The organism is Arthrobacter oryzae (genome assembly GCF_003634095.1).
Lineage (GTDB): Bacteria > Actinomycetota > Actinomycetes > Actinomycetales > Micrococcaceae > Arthrobacter > Arthrobacter oryzae.
In genome coordinates, this window is record NZ_RBIR01000004.1 from 239,188 (window position 1) to 255,834 (window position 16,647).

Here is a 16,647-nt window from a genome sequence, read left to right on the forward strand (position 1 = left end):
GGTGTGGTTGCCTCGGGACACTACAGAGAATCGAGCAGCCCATGACTGGATGGCTAGTGGCAAGCGTTGGCATGGTCGGTGACGGAACATATTTTGGCTGGGACGGATTCACGATCCAGTCCGGAAACCTGATCGTGATCGTCGTCATGATTATTCTGTTCATCCTGGCCTTGGTCCTTCCGTTTCCCGGCGGGAAGCGGCGGAAATGACCGCCCAGGCCACACCGGGGCAGGGTGCGCCGGTCGATGAAGCAGACGCCCACACCTTGACCGGCAGGGCCCGCCGGTGGCTCCTGAGGAAGCTTCCGCCGGACAAGCTCCTGCCCGAGGACCAGCCAAGCTATGTCATGTCCTGGGCGTACGTCTTCGGCATGGGGGCCATCGCGTCCCTGCTGTGGATCATCATCTCCGGCATCGTGTTGGGACTGAACGGACCCCAGTGGTACCACGTTTCCTCGCTGGGGAGCTTCGTCAACAGCACCCATCTGTGGAGCGTGGAGCTCTTCTTCATCTTCATGGTGGTCCACCTGTGGCTGAAATTCTGGATGGCGGCGTGGCGCGGGGGCAGAGCACTGACCTGGATCACCGGCGTGATCTCCTTTGTCGTTTCCATCGTGGCGGCCTTCACCGGGTATCTGCTCCAGACGAACTTCGATTCCCAGTGGATTGCCTTTGAAGCGAAGGACGCGCTGAACGCAGTCGGAGTGGGCGCCTGGTTCAACGTGGCCAATCTCGGCCAGCTCTTCACCTGGCACGTCACGCTGCTGCCCCTGGCCGTGGGCGCCGTGGTGGTCCTGCACGTCCTGCTGGTCCGGGTCCACGGCGTCGCACCTCCGCTCGAGGCCGCGGAGTCCGACGCCCAGCTGCTTCACAGCCGCCCGGAGCCTGCCGAAGCCGCGGAGCCTGCCGAAGCCGCGGAACCGGCGGAAGTCCCGGCGTCGGCGGAATCGAGCGGCACCCAACCCAGCGGTATCGAACCCAGGGGCGCAGCGCAATGACCAGGAAAAGTAGTGTCTCTTGGCGGAAGACGGACGACGTCGCCAGCCGGCCTTGGACGGGCACCGTCCGCGAATATGACCTCATCAAGGAACTGATCATCGGCGTCGTCGTGGTCGGCCTGCTGGTGCTCGGCGTTTCCGCCATCTTCGGGTCCCCGGATGAGCCCAGTGTCAGCCTCAAGGCGTGGGCCACGTCCGCCCCTGCGGACTTTGTCGGCACCGCCGCAAAAGAGCTCGCTGGCACCAGCGATTCCGCCGGATACGGGCCGCCCTACAACTCGACTGCGGGCGCTACGCAGAATATCGGCCCCGTGGACCTTCAAAGCCTCTCCGGCGTCCGCCTTCCAATTGATACCGCCAATGACTTCGTGATCACCCCGCTGTCGACGCTGCCGTCCCCACCGACAGCCCTGGCCCGTTGGAAGGCCGCCACAGCGCAGCAGCGCTCCGACTGGGCAGCCGCCTACTCCGACGCCCTCGCCGCCGCGCCCGATAACGACCCCGCCAAGGTGGCTGCCGGCGACTATGGGCCCGTCCCCGCGCTGACCGGAGCACTGCTGGACATGGCGCGCCAAGGAAGTCTCGACGGCGTGCTGCCGAGCGGCGGCAACTTCTACAACATGGACTACACGCGCAGCCTCCTCTTCCTGGGCGACGGCGGCTACTTCCCGGATCTTGCAGCCAGCCAGCACCTGTCCGGGGACCAGTGGGGCGTGATGAACGAGACTGGCGATACGCCCGGGCAGTCCTGGCTGTGGCTCTTCTCGTTGCTCTACCAGGTGGAACCGTTCAAGTCCGCGCCCAATGCCGATGCCCTCGTCGTCGTGACGATGCTGGTCCTCACGGCATTGCTGGCCCTGCTACCGTTCATCCCCGGCCTGAGGTCGATCCCGCGGCTGATCCCGCTGCACCGCCTGGTCTGGAAGGACTACTACCGGAACCGCTGAGGTATCCGGCGGCTGCGACGGACCTTTTTCGGCAGCTGCCTGAATTGTCGTAGGTCTCGGGGACACTGGATTTGTGGACGGCAAACAGGGGCCCCATGTGGCTCTCGGACCAGTGGCAGGACCTCGCGGTGGCGAGTCCTTCACCGCCGCCTTGCCGATCGCCGGGCCGCCGCGGGCGACGGATTGTGCCGGGCTGATCGACCGGATCCGCGAACTCGAAGACTTTAAATCCGCCGCGGCCGCCGAACAGGCCCGGCTCGCCGTCTCATTCGATATCGCCCAACGCCGCGAGCAGGCCGACGCCGGGATGGCCGCGGATAAGCTCGGGGCCGGGATCGGCGCGCAGATCGCCCTGGCCCGGCGCGAATCCCCGGCCAAGGGCGGGCAGCTCCTGGGCCTGGCCAAGGCCCTCGTGACCGAAATGCCCCACACCCTCGCCGGGCTGGAAACCGGTGAGCTCAACGAATGGCGGGCCACCCTGCTGGTGCGCGAAACCGCCTGCCTGACCCCGGCCGACCGGGCCGCCGTCGACGAGGAACTGGCGCCCGACACCGGCACGTTCGCCGGCGCCGGTGACCGGGCCATTGTTGCCGCGGCACGGGCCGCCGCGCACCGGCGGGACCCGCGCTCCGTCACCCAGCGCGCGGCGCACGCCGCCACCGAACGGCACGTCAGCCTGCGCCCGGCCCCGGACACCATGTGCCACCTGACCGCGCTGTTGCCGGTCGCCGAAGGGGTGGCCGTCCACACCGCCCTGACCCGGCACGCCGATTCCCTCCGCAACGCCGGAGACCCCCGCACCCGCGGCCAGGCCATGGCCGACGCCCTCGTCGAACGCACCACCGGCACCCCCGGCGGGATCAGCGGGGTCGAGATCCAGGTCATCCTGACCGACCGCACCCTTTTCCAGTCCGACGCCGAACCGGCCGTGCTGCCCGGCTACGGCATCGTCCCCGCCGAATGGGCCCGCACCCTCCTCACCAACGCCCAACGATCCGGGCCGGCCCCGGGAAGCGGCAGCGGCACCGCCAAGAGCGGCGCCCCGCCGGGGGACACCGGCCCCGCCGCACGCCGGCCCCCGGGCGCTGCCGGCGAGGTTGGTACCGGAGGGATTGCTGGCGGCAGCGGTGGACACGACCCCGCGTTCGCGCTCTGGCTCCGGCGGCTCTACACCCACCCGGGCACCGGCGACCTCATAGGCATGGACTCCCGCGCCCGGATCTTCCCCGCCGGCGCCCGCCGCTTCATCACCGCCCGCGACCACACCTGCCGCACCCCCTACTGCGATGCCCCCATCCGCCACCTGGACCACATCATCCCGCACCACGACGGCGGCCCCACCACCGTCGCCAACGGCGCCGGACTCTGCGAAGCCTGCAACCACACCAAAGAAACCCCCGGCTGGACCGCCCGCCCGCTCCCCGGACCGGAGCCCCAACCCGATGTGGCGTCCAGGCCCGGATCCGCGCCGGGACCCGGTCACAGGCACACGATCGAACTCACCACCCCCACCGGCCACACCTACAGGTCCACCGCACCAGCCCCACCCGGCACGGCCTTGCCCGGCACGGCCTTGCCCGGCACGGCCTTGCCCGGCACGGTCCTGCCTCGCACGGTCCAGCCCGGCTTCGGGTACCGCCGTCGGCTCCTACACCGCGCCGACATGCTCAAGCGAGCACGGTCGGTCGGGATTGTGCCGGGTACTGCCAAGGCAAGGGCCGGCGTCGGCAGCGTGTGATGCGGCGAGCACCGGCGCCCGCCACCCGACATAAGAACTGCCCGCCGATCCTAGGATCGGCGGGCAGTAGGCCTGGGGCTTTGCCGGCGGGCAGTTGGTCTGGTGCTTCGTTCGGCACTTGTTTAGAGCACCCCGCGATTTAGGCACCCCGCCCAGAGCGGTCAACCAAACTGGTAAACCCTAGCGGGCGGCCACCTCTTCGGGTTCGGCGTCGGGTTCGGCTTCGGGCGAGGGGGCGGCGGCGCGTGCGGGGTGGTGGAGCTTGGCGCCCTCGACGTCGACGTCGGGCAGGAGCCGGTCCAACCAGCGGGGCAGCCACCACGCCTTGCTGCCGAGCAGGTACATCACGGCCGGGACGATCGTCATGCGCACCACGAACGCGTCCACCAGCACACCGAACGCCATCGCGAAGCCCAGCGGCCGGACCATGTTCAGGTGCGAGAAGATGAAGCCGGAGAACACGCTGACCATGATGATGGCGGCGGCGGTGACCACGGACGCGGCATGGCTGAAACCGGTGCGGACCGCATGCTTGGCCGATTCGCCGTGCATGAACGATTCACGCATGCCGGAGGTGATGAACACCTGGTAGTCCATGGCCAGGCCGAACAGCACCCCGATCAGGATGATCGGCAGGAAGCTCAGCACGGCGCCGGGATTTTCGACGCCGAACACGTTCCCCAGCCAGCCCCATTGGTAGACCGCGACGACGGCTCCGAAAGCGGCCGCCAGCGAGAGCAGGAAACCGCCGGTGGCCAGCAGGGGCACCACGATCGAGCGGAACACGAGCAGTAGCAGGATCAGCGAGAGCCCGACGACGATCGCCAGGTACGGCGGTAGGGCGTCGCCAAGCTTGGTGGACACGTCCACGTTCCCGGCCGTCTGACCCGTGAGGCCAATGCCGACGCCGGTGGAATCCTTGATCTGGCCCTTTTCGGCGCGCAGTTCGGAGACCACCTTGACCGTGCTGGCGCTGGCCGGGCCCTCCTTGGGAATGACCTGGAAGACGGCGGTGCGGCGGTCCTCGCTCAGGGCCACCGGAACGGCGGCGGTGACGTTGGCCGTACCGCGGAGGATGTCCGCGACGTCCAGCTGCTTCGCCGTGGCCTCGGCTTCGCTGAGTCCGGCCGGGAAGTCGCCGACCACGATGATCGGGCCCGTCATGCCCTCGCCGAAGCTGCGGCCGGTGACGTCGTAGGCCTTGAACGCCTGCGATTCAACGGGCTCGGATCCGCCGTCGGGCAGGGCGAGCCGCAACTGGCTGGCCGGCAGGGCCACGATGCCCAGCAGCAGGACGCCGGCCAGCAGCGCCAGCACCGGATGCCGGGTGACGAGGCCGCCCCAGCCGCGGGTGCTGCGGCGTTCATCGCGGGCTCGGTCCTCACTCTCGTGGCCCGGGGCGGCATTGTGCTGCTCCGCCTTCGCCCAGGCGCGGCGGGAAATGAGCCGGGGACCGATGAGGGACAGCATGGCAGGGGTGAGGGTCAGGGCGACGACGACGGCGACAGCCACCGTTGCGGCCGCGGACAGGCCCATGACGGCCAGGAACGGAAGACCCGGAATGACGAGGGCGGCGAGGGCGATGATGACGGTCAGGCCCGCGAACAGCACGGCGTTACCTGACGTGCCGGTGGCCAGGGCCACCGATTCCTCCCCGTCCATCCCGGCCAGCAGCTGGCCGCGGTGCCGGTTGACGATGAACAGCGAATAATCGATGCCGACGGCGAGGCCCAGCATGAGGGCCAGCATGGGGGAGATGGAGCTCATGTCGACGGCGCCGCTGAGGGCGAAGGTGCCGCCAACGCCGACGGCCACGCCGACGAGGGCCATCAGCAGGGGGAGCCCGGCGGCGATCAGCGTTCCCAGCATGACGATGAGCACCAGGGCCGCAATGGCGATGCCGAGAATTTCAGAGATGCCGAACAGCTCCGAGACGTCCTCGGTGATCTCCTTGCTGGCAAGGGCGGTCACGCCGGCGGAAGAGACTTCGTGGACGATGTCCTGGACCTGCTGGCGTACGGCGGGGGCCAGCCCGTTGATGGAGGTCTTGAACTGGATCTGGGCGATCGCTGCGGTACCGTCCTCGGACACGAACCGCATGCCCTGCGAGGCGGCAAGCTGGCGCTTGGCAACGGCAAGCTTGGCGGCGCCGGCCTCGAGCTCCTTGGTCCCGGCGTCGAGCTTGCCCTGGCCAGCGGCCAGCGCGGCCTTTTGCTGGCCGAGCTGGGCGGCGATCATCTCCGGAGTCATCCCGGCTGCGGCCATCTGTTGCTCGGCAGCGGCGAGCCGTGCCTTGCCGGTCGCCAGCTGAGCGGCCGACGCATCCAGCTTCGCCTTGCCTGCGGAAGACTTCTGCTCCCCGGCGGCGACATCCGTGACGGCCTTATCCAGCTGGGCCTGGGTGGCGAACGGGTCGACGGTGCCCTGGACCTCGGGGAGTGTCTTCAGCTTGGTGAGTGCGGCCGAGACCGCGTCCTTCCCGGCCTGCGTGAACTGGCCGTCCTTGGACTCGAACACGACGCCGGCCGAACCGCCGGAGGATTTGGGCAGTTCCTGCTTAAGCTTGTCCGCCATCTGCTGGGTCTCAGTGCCGGGGATCTGGAAGTTGTTGGACATGGTGCCGTGGAAGGCCGCCGCTGCGCCGCCGACGGCCACCATGACGGCGAGCCAGAGGGAGATCACGAGCCAGCGGTGGCGGTAGGAGAACTTGCCGAGACGATAGAGCAAAAGGGCCATGTCAGTGCCGATCTGGGGAAGGGGTGGCGGGGGAGTGTGGCGCGAAGCCGGAGCCGAGCAGGCCCATGGAATCGATGAGGAGCTGGCGCAGGACGGATAGGGACTCGGGGCCGAGGTCGCCGCCGCAGCGGGCGAACCAGACGTCCATGGCGGCCTTGCCGCAGGAGATGACGGAGCCGGCCAGGGCGCGCAGGTACAGCTCGTCGACCCCGGCACCGGAACCCTGGGCGAAGCGCTCACGGGCGGCGTCGATGATCTGTTCGGTGCAGTGGTCCCAGGCTTCGAGCTCGGAGCGGCTGAGCTGGGGGTTGGTCTGGCCCAGGCTGTAGATCTCGGCTACCGGCGCCACGGTCATGGGATCGGCCAGTTCAACGAGGGCCGCGCGGGCCGACTCCAGTATGGGTTCGTCGGCCGGGCGCAGCCGGAACTGCTGGAGGGCATTGTCCAGGAACGCATGGGTCACCGAGGCCAGCGCTGCCTCGGTGCTGCCGAAGTAATTGAAGAACGTCCGGCGGGATATGCCGGCGGCGTCGGCAATGTCCTCCACCGTGAAGTTTCCGGGGCCCCGCGTGCGGAGCAAGTTCATGGCGGCGTCCGTGATGGCCTGCCGGGTGGCGGCTTTGTTTAATTCGCGACGGCTCAGTTCTTGGCGCGAGGGGGACGGGGCCGCGGACTCGCCGCGTGGGGTAGCCGGGGCGCCGGACGGAGATGAGGATGAGGGCACGCGCTTACACTACGTGCATGTTTGCACTCTGCGCAAGTATATGGGGAACGGTTCTGCAGGCCCGGAATCAGGGCTTGAGCTGGGCCGCCGTCCCGCCGGAATTGGTCAGATAAACTGACTGGCCCGTGGCGCCGGGCTCATGCTGCGCCAGGGGGATGGCAAAAACGGCGGTGCCGTAAGCGCAGATCTCCGTCCAGTTCGTCCCGATCGCCGACGTGTCGTAACGCATGGCGATGATGGCGTTGGCCCCGCGCTGTTCGGCCTCTTCCACCATCCGGGCCATGACCTGCTGCCGGCTCTCGTAGAGGGCCCGCGTCATTTCCAGCACCTCGCCGCCGGCCAGGGACCGGAAGCCGGCCATGACCTGGGCGGTGATGTCCCGCGACCGGACGGTCAGGCCCATGACCTCGCCGAAGACGGCGTCGATCCGGTGGCCCGGGATGTCGTTGGATGTGACGATCAGCATGCCCAGAGCCTACCCACTTTGCGGCCCGCGCGAGGGCATCCGAACGGCCGGGTTCGCGGCGGCAGCCGGGGCGGGAACCGGGGAGCGATCCGGGGTGCGGGCCAGCCCGGAACTCACGGCCTGATTCACAGGAAAGTGAAAGGTGGGAAACAGCAATCTCTGCTGGGGCGGGTGCAGACTGGAGATGCTCATGGGGCGGACGTCCCCGGAAGCGCCGGCAGCTTCAAGCGCCGTCACCGCACGGCAGATCCAGGAGACATTTCATGTCACGCACAACAAAAATCGCACTCAGTCTGGGGGCCGCGGCGGTGGCGCTGGGGGCTGGGCTTGGAGTCGCCGGGATGGCCTCTGCCACGACGACGCCGAGTCCCAGTCCGAGCCCCACCCCCAGTTCCAGTGCGCCGGGGGGCGCCTTCGCGGACGGCCGCGGCATGCACGGCGGCCATCACGGCCATGGAGGTGCCCAGCTGGGCAACCGCGCCAAGGAGCTCGCCGCCAAGCTAGGCGTCGACGAGGCCAAGGTCATCGACGCCTTGAGGGCCTTCCGCGACGCCAACAGGCCGGCAGCCCCGCCGGCTGACGGACAAAGGCCGGACCACGCCGCGAGGGAGAAAGCCCTCGCCGCTTCCCTGGCGAAGTCACTCGGCATCGATGAAGCCAAGGTCACGGCGGCTCTGGAGGAACTGCGCGCCGCCGGGTACGCCAACCATGCGGCAGAACTGAAGCCCCGGCTTGACCAGGCTGTCAAGGACGGGACCCTGACCCAGGCGGAGGCAGACGCCGTCACCAAGGCGGCGGAAAAAGGTGTGATCGGCGGGCGCTGACCGCCTGCCGCGCAACGTACACGCGCAACGCACACGCGCAACGCACAAAGGAGAGGTCCCCGGAGTCCGGGGACCTCTCCTTTTGAATGGCCGGTTCGTTAGCCGAGCAGGGCGCGCTTGAGTGTGTCGAGGCCCACCGAGCCGATGTTCAGGGCCTTCGTGTGGAACGCCTTGAGCTCGAAGCCCGGGCGGGTTTCAAGCTCCGCCCGGATCTGCTCCCAGAGGCGCTGTCCCACCTTGTAGGAAGGTGCCTGCCCCGGCCAGCCCAGGTAGCGGGTGAACTCGAACTTCAGCTGCCCCTCGCTGATCGGCAGGTTGGCCCGGAGGAAATCGAAGCCCTTCTCCGAGGTCCAGATGCCGCTGCCCCAGCGCTCGGGGACCTCAAGTTCCAGGTGCACGCCGATGTCGAACACCACCCGGGCCGCGCGCATGCGCTGCATGTCCAGCATGCCCATGTGGTCGCCCGGATCGCTGAGGTAGCCAAGTTCCTGCATGAGCTTCTCCGCGTAGAGCGCCCAGCCTTCCCCGTGGCCCGAGGTCCAGCACACGCTGCGGCGCCACTTGTTCAGCAGCTCGCGGCGGTAGGTGGCGGTGGCGACCTGGAGATGGTGGCCCGGCACGCCCTCGTGGTAGACCGTGGTGGTTTCGGCCCAGGTGGTGAAGGTGTCCTCGCCGGCCGGCACGGACCACCACATCCGGCCGGGGCGGCTGAAGTCCTCCGACGGCCCGGTGTAGTAGATGCCGCCTTCGTCCGTGGGTGCGATCCGGCACTCCAGCGTCTTCATGACATCCGGGATCTCGAAGTGGACGCCGGCGAGCTCCGCGACGGCCTTGTCGGAAAGTTCCTGCATCCAGGCCTGGAGGGCATCGGTGCCCTTGAGCTGTCGGGCGGGATCGTTGTTCAGGATCTCCTTGGCTTCCTCGATGGTGGCGCCGGGCTGGATTTCGGCGGCCACCCGTTCCTGTTCGGCGATGAGGCGGTCGAGCTCCTGCACGCCCCAGGCGTAGGTCTCCTCCAGGTCCACGGCGGCGCCGAGGAAGGACCGGGAGGCCAGGGCGTAGCGGGTGCGGCCCACGGCATCCTTGGCCGGGGCGACGGGGAGGAGTTCGGCCTCAAGGAACCCCGCCAGCCGGGCGTAGGCCACCCGGGCGGCTGCCGTGCCGGCGTCGAGCGTGGACTGCAGGTCCGGCGTGAGCGGCCCGTCCGCGGTCTTGGCGCCGGCCGCAAGCTTCGCGAAGAATCCGTCATCTGCGGCGTGCTTGGTGGCTTGTTCGATCACGATCGACACCTGGCGGGCCGCTGCTACCCGGCCGTCCTGCATCGCCGAGCGCAGCGACTCGATGTACCCGTCAATCGCGGCGGGGACATTGTGCGCCCGGCCCGCGATGTGTTCCCACTGCTCCGCGGTGTCCGTCGGCATGAGGTCGAAGATCGCCCGGATGTCCTGGGACGGGGACGCGATGTTGTTCAGATCGGCCGTGTCCCAGCCCGATGCATGGATTTCCAGCTGCAGGCCCAACCGCTCGCGCATGGCGTCCAAGGTGACGGCGTCGACGTCGTCAACCGGCTCCAGACCGTCCAGCGCGGCGAGCGCCTCCCGCGTGGCGGCCGCGAATTCCTCGTGGCCGGCGGGGGAGAAGTCCTGGTACTCGGTCTCGTGCCCGGGCAGGCCGAGCTCGGTGGCGAAGCTCGGGTTGAGCCGGATGAGGGTGTCCGTGTAGGCGTCGGCGACGGCATCGATGGCGGTCTGCTGGCGCGCGGGTGCAGTGTTGTCTGAGGCGATGGTTTCGGTAGTCACCCGACGAGACTAGCCCGGCCGCCTTGGTTATGAAAGAGTCACTGAACTTTTTTCCGGGCGGGTTCGACGCCGGGCGGCCGCTCAGCCGAGGCTGCGGCGCCAGGCGTCCGGACCCGGCCGGGGCGCCAGCCGGAGCTGCTGCCGGCGGACCCAGTGCCGGACGCCGGGCCGTTCCGGCGCAGCCTGGGCGGCCTGCCCCAGGGACAGCACGACGGTGGTCAGCGCCGCCAGCTCCTCGGGTGTCGGTTCGCCCTTGACCACCGAGAGCAGCGGCAAGTCCGGAGCGTCGGCTGGGCCCACGCCGTCGGCTGGGCCGGCCTGAATTGGCGAGGCCTGGGATCCGGCGGGGACCTGCGGGGGCTGGGAGCCTGCGGGGATCACAGCGGGATGTTCCCGTGCTTCTTGGCGGGCAGGGCGGCCCGTTTGTCGCGGAGGGCGCGCAGGCCCTTGATGATCTGCACGCGGGTCTCGGACGGGGCAATGACCGCGTCCACGTAGCCCAGCTGCGCGGCCTGGTATGGGTTGAGCAGCTCTTCCTCGTACTGGCGGACCACCTCGGCGCGCTTGGCCTCGACGTCGCCGCCGGCCTCGGCCACCGCGGCGAGTTCGCGGCGGTACAGGATGTTCACGGCGCCCTGGGCGCCCATGACGCCGATCTGGGCGGTGGGCCAGGCGAGGTTCAGGTCCGCGCCGAGCTTCTTGGAGCCCATGACGATGTACGCCCCGCCGTAGGCCTTGCGGGTGATCACGGTCAGCTTGGGCACGGTGGCCTCGGCGTAGGCGTAGAGCAGCTTCGCGCCGCGGCGGATGATGCCCTGGAACTCCTGGTCCTTGCCGGGCAGGAAGCCCGGCACGTCAACCAGGGTGATGATGGGGATGTTGAAGGCGTCGCAGTGCCGGACGAAGCGGGCGGCCTTCTCCGATGCGGCGATATCGAGGGTGCCGGCGAACTGCATGGGCTGGTTGGCCACGATGCCCACGGTGTGCCCCTCGACGCGGCCGTAACCGATGATCACGTTCGGGGCGTAGAGGGACTGCATCTCCAAAAAGTGGGCGTCGTCCACGATCTGCTCTATGACCTTGCGCATATCGTAGGGCTGGTTGGCCGAGTCCGGGATGAGCACATCGAGGGCGAGGTCGTCGTCGTCGATCTCCAGCTCCTGCTGGTGTTCGAGCACCGGGGCCTCGGCGAGGTTGTTGGAGGGCAGGAAGTCCAGCAGTTCGCGGACAAACTCGACTGCGTCCGCCTCGTCCGAGGCCAGGTAGGTCGAGGTGCCGGTGGTGGCGTTGTGCTGGCGGGCACCGCCCAGGGTTTCCATGTCCACGTCCTCGCCCGTGACGGTCTTGATGACGTCCGGGCCGGTGATGAACATGTGGGACGTCTTGTCCACCATGACCACGTAGTCGGTCAGGGCGGGGGAGTAGGCGGCACCGCCGGCCGAGGGGCCCATGATCAGCGAGATCTGCGGGACGACGCCGGAGGCATGGACGTTGTTGCGGAAGATGTCCGCGAACATCGCCAGGGAGGCGACGCCTTCCTGGATGCGGGCGCCGCCGCCGTCGAGGATGCCGACCACGGGGCAGCCGTTGCGCAGCGCGAACTCCTGGACCTTGACGATCTTCTCGCCGTTGACCTGACTCAGCGAGCCGCCGTAGACCGAGAAGTCCTGGCTGTAGACGGCGACGGGCCGGCCGTCGACGGTGCCGTAGCCCGAGACCAGGCCGTCGCCCAGCGGCTTCTTCTTCTCCATGCCGAACGCCGTGGAACGGTGCACGGCCAGCGCGTCGAACTCCACGAACGATCCGGCGTCCAGCAGCAGGTCGATGCGCTCGCGGGCGGTCTTCTTGCCGCGGGCGTGCTGTTTGACGACAGCTTCCGGGCCGGAGGGCTGCTCGGCACGGGCCTGGCGGTCGCGGAAGTCTGCAAGCTTTCCCGCAGTCGTGGTCAGATCGTGGCTCATCAAATGTCTCCGGCTCTGTCGCTGGTGGTTCGGTCGCTGGTTGTTCAGTCGCTGTAGCTCGCTGGCCCTGGTCCGTGCGGCTTTAGTTGGAATGCACAAAAGCAAGGCCTCGATGGCAAGTCTAGTGACGCGATCGGCCCACGCCGCTGTAGAAAACCTACAATTTTCGTTCCACCTCCCACCGTGACCGCCAAGGATGTTCGCCGGATGTTCGCGGTCGGCTCTGCCCAGCTCCGGCGCTGCGCTCCTTCCCGGTTGCTTCCGGGCGGTCCGGAGTCGGCCCCTGGATTTGCGGGGGACGCCCGGGCCTCGGGGCTTCCCAGGGGAAAGCAACCGGGCAGGAGCGCCGGAAGCTCTTGTTACCCGCCAGTAACAATGGTCGGCTAGAGTGACCTCATGACTTCAAGCAATGACGCTTCGGGCACCGCCCCTCAGTCCCAGCAGCCAGGGCCGTATCAGGCCGCCGGTTCCCTGCAGGGCCGCACCGTCCTCATCTCCGGGGGCAGCCGCGGCATCGGGCTGGCCATCGCGCTCCGCGCCGCCCGCGACGGGGCCAACATCGTCCTGATGGCCAAGACCGGCCAGCCGCACGCCAAGCTGGAGGGCACCGTCTACACGGCCGCCGAACAGATCGAGGCCGCCGGCGGCAGTGCGCTGCCGCTGGTCGGCGATGTGCGCATCGACGCCGACGTCGCCGGGGCTGTCGGCGCCGCCGTGGACCGCTTTGGCGGGATCGACGTCGTCATCAACAACGCCTCGGCGATCGACCTCTCCACGACCGACACGGTGGACATGAAGCGTTACGACCTCATGCAGGACATCAATGTCCGGGGCACGTTCCTGCTCTCGAAGATGGCGCTGCCCGCCCTGCGGGCCTCTGACGCCGGACACATCCTGACGCTTTCCCCGCCCTTGAACCTGGATCCGCGCTGGGCCGGCATGCACCTGGCCTACACCATGGCCAAATACGGCATGAGCCTGACCACCCTGGGGCTGGCCGAGGAGCTCAAGGAGGACCGGGTCAGCGTGAACTCGCTCTGGCCCTGCACCTTGATTGACACCGCGGCCATCCGCAACATGCCCGGCGGCGACAGGATCGTCAAGGGCGCCCGCAGCCCCGAGATCATGGCCGACGCCGCCCACGCCGTGCTGACCGGCGGCAACACTCTCCCCGCGCACGGCAGCCGCAGCGGCAACTTCTACACCGACGAGCAGGTTCTGGCGGCGGCCGGTGTGACGGACTTCCGTCCTTACAGCCTCGGCGCGCCGGAAGAACAGTTGGTGCCGGACATCTTCCTCTGAAATTGCTGGGCGTTTTCCGCCGAACGGCTGGCGGAAATTCGCCGCTTTTGAGGATCCGACGCCGGGAATCCCCGGCGTGTCGGGCCGACCCGCCGCACTTGCCGGTCAAATGAGGGGAGTTTCCGCGGAGGCACCGAGCCCACAGGGACGGAGCCGGGCCCTGCTTTCCTCGGTAGGATTCAAGCATGGAAGCCGTGCAGGAAACCCCGGACCGTCCGCCGCTGGACCTCAACGCCCTCAGCGATGAGGCCTTCCTCTCCGCCAACGGGATTCCGGGCCTGACGGTGGTGGAGTCCACGGGGTCCACCAACGCCGACCTCCTCCGCGGCGTGAGCGAGGACCCCGGCGCCTGGCCGGACATGTCGGTGCTCGCCGCCGAGTACCAAAGCGCCGCCCGCGGCCGCCTCGACCGCCGCTGGGAGGCCCCGGCCCGCAGCTCCGTCTCCGTTTCGCTGGTGCTCCGTCCCGTCAACGCGGACGGACGGCCGCTGCCGACCCACAGCTACTCGTGGCTGTCCCTGCTCGCCGCGCTCGCCCTGCGCGAGGCATTGACGGAAACAGCGGGCCTTCCCGCGGAACTTAAATGGCCCAACGACGTCCTGGTGCGGGGCCGGAAAATCGCCGGCATTCTGGCCCAGCTCGGCCCCCTCGGCGGCGGCGGCACACCGCCGGTCATCCTCGGCACCGGCCTGAACGTGACGCTGACCGAGGCCGAACTTCCGGTCCCCACCGCCACCTCCGTGCTGCTGGAGAACGCGGACACCGTGGACCGGACGGAACTCCTGAAGAGCTATCTGTCCCGCTTCGCCACGCTGTACCGGAGCTTCTGCAACGCCGACGGCGACCCCCACGCCGGCATGGCTGGCGGCCCCTCGCTGCACAAGCGGGTGGAGCACCTGCTGACGACCCTCGGCAAGCAGGTCCGCGCCCAGCTCCCCGGCGACCACGAGATCATTGGCCACGCCACCCGCCTGGACGAATACGGTTCGCTCCTGGTGGTCGACGCGGCGGGCCACGAACACGTGGTGACCGCCGGCGACGTCGTGCACTTGCGGCCGTGGAACCCGGCGGGAGCGGCCGGAACGGCTGATGCGGGCGGTACGGGCGGGGCCGGCCGTGGCGGGACAGAAAGCGGTTATGCGTAAAGTGCTCCTGCCGGGAGAGCAAGTGATTGTGGTGACCCGGCCCCAGCCCAGGATGCTCATTGTCCCCGGGCTGATGTTCGTTGTTGTGCCCGCCCTGGCCGCCTATGCCTGCGCCTGGGTGGTCAAGGGCGGCCCGGAAAAGCTCGTGCCGCTCCTTCCTAAGGAGTGGACGCCCTGGCTGATCGCCGGGTGTCTGGCCATGGCGGCTTGGGTGCTGCTGGGTTATTGCCTTCCGCGGGTCATGGCGTGGCACGCCACGCGCTACATCCTGACCAGCCAGCGCTTAGTTACCCGCTACGGCATGTTACGGCGACGCGACCAGCAGGTTCCGCTCGCCGCAATCCGCCATGTGGCCATTGAACAATCCTTGTTGCAGCGCCTATTGCGCTCGGGGAATATATCCTTGGATACCGGGCACCCCTCGGGAACGGTGGTGCGCGATGTCCCTGAAGTCGCGACATTCCGCAACTTCATGCTGGACGCCATCGGCGATCTGCCCCAGGGCGAGACGCGCGGGGACGAAGGCATGATGTACAACCCGGGCGAGGCCGTGCCGTGGGAGACGAGAGAAGGTGGAAGAGATGAACGCTGAGAACGTCCACCAGGACATCGACCTCGCCGACCGCGAGTTGCCCCGGGAGCCCGGAGGGGTCGTCTCCGAGCCTGCCGCTGCCACCCCTGACCCCGCGGTTCACCCGGGTGCCGGCGCGGGGTTCGACGCCGGCGCCGGCGCCGGTTCAGAAGAGGCGGGGCCCGACGCGCCGGACGCCGTGGCCGGCCGCGCTTTCGGCGAAGCCGTCGCCGACCCCGCCGAACCCGCAGCCGCCGACCCCGCTGCCGCCGAACCCGCAGCCCCGCCCACCGGGACGATGTCCGCCGAGCGGCTCGCCGCCAAGGCCCTGGAAACCCGGCTGCTGGGCGGAGAGCGCAAGCTCCGGCGCCGGGAAGTGGCTGGCGGTGCCGGCCTCTCGCTCCTTTCGGCCCGCAAACTCTGGCGTGCCCTGGGCTTTCCCAACCTGGGGGATGAAGATGTCGCCTTCACCGAACGGGACCAGTCGGCACTGTCGACCATCGTGGACCTCGTCCGCGACGGCAAGCTGACCGAGGAAGCCGCCATTTCCGTCACCCGGGCCATCGGCCAGATGACGGACCGGATGGTGGTGTGGCAGGTCGAGGCCCTCGTTGAGGACATGGTGCAGAAGCAGGGGGTGCCGGACTCCGTCGCCCGCAAGCGGCTTGTCAGCGAACTGCCGAACCTTATTGACGCCCTCGAGGACATGCTCGTCTATTCCTGGCGCCGCCAGCTCAACGCCGCGGTCCAGCGCCTCGCCGTCCGGGCCGAGGCCGGACTGCAGTCCAGCGAAGAGGGCCGCGAAGGTGACGAGGACGACGCGCCGCTGCCGCTGGCCCGGGCCGTCGGTTTCGCCGACCTGGTGTCCTACACCAGCCTGTCCCGCCGGATGAACGAGAAAACCCTCGCCCAGCTGGTGCAGCGCTTCGAAAACAAGTGCGCCGAAATCATCTCCGTCGGCGGCGGACGCCTGGTCAAGACGGTGGGCGACGAGGTCCTCTACATTGCCGAAACGCCGGCGGCGGGTGCCGAGATCTCGCTGGCCCTTTCCCGCGCCTTCACCGAGGACGAGATCCTGCCGCAGGCCCGCGTGGCCATGGTCTGGGGCCGGATTCTGTCCCGACTGGGCGACATCTACGGGCCCACCGTCAACCTCGCCGCACGCCTGACCGCCCTCGCGGACCCCGGAACGGTGCTGGTGGATTCCATGACCGCTGCAGCCTTGGAACGCGACGAGCGCTTCGTCCTGGTGCCCCGCCCGGCCGAGGACGTCCGCGGATTCGGTGAAATCCATCCGGTGCAGCTGCAGCACGGCAGCGGTCGGGGCCTGATCCTGGACTGAGCAGCGGGAGGGTCCGGCTGCGCGCCGTGGCGGTCTTCTCAGTTGTGTGGCCTGTATGCAATAGTCGGACCGTCAGTTGCGGGCCGGCCGGGTTC

The 16,647-nt window shown here is 68.7% G+C and carries 15 protein-coding genes; 9 read left to right on the forward strand and 6 right to left on the reverse strand.

All coding sequences use genetic code 11. The annotated features are described in order from the left end of the window. Positions 1 to 41 precede the first annotated feature (41 nt). The 4 genes from C8D78_RS19695 (at position 42) to C8D78_RS11275 (ending at position 3,682) form a co-directional block, all read left to right on the forward strand. Complete coding sequence (locus tag C8D78_RS19695; protein ID WP_167467899.1) at positions 42 to 209, forward strand: hypothetical protein; 168 nt, start codon at positions 42 to 44, stop codon at positions 207 to 209. Beyond that, a complete protein-coding gene (locus tag C8D78_RS11265) occupies positions 206 to 997 on the forward strand; it encodes a cytochrome b N-terminal domain-containing protein (protein ID WP_120953711.1) in 792 nt (263 codons plus the stop codon). Before C8D78_RS19695 ends, C8D78_RS11265 begins: the two co-directional genes overlap by 4 nt. Next, the gene (locus C8D78_RS11270) at positions 994 to 1,944 is read left to right on the forward strand and encodes a hypothetical protein (protein ID WP_208641937.1); all 951 of its coding nucleotides are present in this window, start codon (positions 994 to 996) and stop codon (positions 1,942 to 1,944) included. Before C8D78_RS11265 ends, C8D78_RS11270 begins: the two co-directional genes overlap by 4 nt. 97 nt (positions 1,945 to 2,041) lie before the next feature. After that, positions 2,042 to 3,682 (forward strand): HNH endonuclease, encoded by a 1,641-nt coding sequence (locus tag C8D78_RS11275; RefSeq protein WP_425266691.1) that lies wholly within the window; start codon positions 2,042 to 2,044, stop codon positions 3,680 to 3,682. Between the two features lie 180 nt (positions 3,683 to 3,862). Here the strand turns inward: C8D78_RS11275 and C8D78_RS11280 are convergent, their stop codons facing one another. From C8D78_RS11280 to C8D78_RS11290, 3 genes are all read right to left on the reverse strand, one after another. Beyond that, positions 3,863 to 6,418, reverse strand: coding sequence for an MMPL family transporter (locus C8D78_RS11280; RefSeq protein ID WP_120953713.1), 2,556 nt, complete (start codon positions 6,416 to 6,418; stop codon positions 3,863 to 3,865). Position 6,419: 1 nt separating this feature from the next. Beyond that, the gene (locus C8D78_RS11285; RefSeq protein ID WP_425266692.1) at positions 6,420 to 7,142 is read right to left on the reverse strand and encodes a TetR/AcrR family transcriptional regulator; all 723 of its coding nucleotides are present in this window, start codon (positions 7,140 to 7,142) and stop codon (positions 6,420 to 6,422) included. A gap of 67 nt (positions 7,143 to 7,209) precedes the next feature. Then, positions 7,210 to 7,608, reverse strand: a complete 399-nt coding sequence (locus C8D78_RS11290) for a YbjQ family protein (protein ID WP_120953715.1) — start codon at positions 7,606 to 7,608, stop codon at positions 7,210 to 7,212. Positions 7,609 to 7,871: 263 nt separating this feature from the next. Here C8D78_RS11290 and C8D78_RS11295 point away from each other — a divergent pair, with 263 nt between their 5' ends. Then, positions 7,872 to 8,432: a hypothetical protein gene (locus tag C8D78_RS11295; protein WP_120953717.1), complete on the forward strand. Its 561-nt coding sequence runs from the start codon at positions 7,872 to 7,874 to the stop codon at positions 8,430 to 8,432. Between the two features lie 98 nt (positions 8,433 to 8,530). Here the strand turns inward: C8D78_RS11295 and C8D78_RS11300 are convergent, their stop codons facing one another. From C8D78_RS11300 to C8D78_RS11310, 3 genes are all read right to left on the reverse strand, one after another. Next, positions 8,531 to 10,231 carry a DUF885 domain-containing protein gene (locus C8D78_RS11300; RefSeq protein ID WP_425266693.1) on the reverse strand — a complete coding sequence of 567 codons (1,701 nt, stop codon included), beginning with the start codon at positions 10,229 to 10,231 and terminating at the stop codon, positions 8,531 to 8,533. A gap of 81 nt (positions 10,232 to 10,312) precedes the next feature. Next, complete coding sequence (locus tag C8D78_RS11305; RefSeq protein WP_341867119.1) at positions 10,313 to 10,555, reverse strand: acyl-CoA carboxylase subunit epsilon; 243 nt, start codon at positions 10,553 to 10,555, stop codon at positions 10,313 to 10,315. Positions 10,556 to 10,608: 53 nt separating this feature from the next. Next, on the reverse strand, positions 10,609 to 12,192 hold the full coding sequence (locus tag C8D78_RS11310; protein ID WP_120953719.1) for an acyl-CoA carboxylase subunit beta: 1,584 nt from the start codon (positions 12,190 to 12,192) through the stop codon (positions 10,609 to 10,611). A gap of 396 nt (positions 12,193 to 12,588) precedes the next feature. On the opposite strand from C8D78_RS11310, the gene C8D78_RS11315 reads away from it, so the two are divergent. The 4 genes from C8D78_RS11315 to C8D78_RS11330 all read left to right on the forward strand — a co-directional run bounded on the left by C8D78_RS11315 (position 12,589) and on the right by C8D78_RS11330 (position 16,552). After that, entirely contained in the window at positions 12,589 to 13,494 is a 906-nt protein-coding gene (locus C8D78_RS11315; RefSeq protein WP_120953721.1) for an SDR family oxidoreductase, read from the forward strand. Positions 13,495 to 13,679: 185 nt separating this feature from the next. Beyond that, entirely contained in the window at positions 13,680 to 14,639 is a 960-nt protein-coding gene (locus tag C8D78_RS11320) for a biotin--[acetyl-CoA-carboxylase] ligase (protein WP_120953723.1), read from the forward strand. Continuing rightward, entirely contained in the window at positions 14,632 to 15,231 is a 600-nt protein-coding gene (locus tag C8D78_RS11325; protein ID WP_120953725.1) for a PH domain-containing protein, read from the forward strand. Before C8D78_RS11320 ends, C8D78_RS11325 begins: the two co-directional genes overlap by 8 nt. Further along, entirely contained in the window at positions 15,221 to 16,552 is a 1,332-nt protein-coding gene (locus C8D78_RS11330; protein ID WP_120953727.1) for an adenylate/guanylate cyclase domain-containing protein, read from the forward strand. The genes C8D78_RS11325 and C8D78_RS11330 overlap by 11 nt, the downstream gene beginning before the upstream one ends. The last annotated feature ends 95 nt before the right edge of the window (positions 16,553 to 16,647 follow it).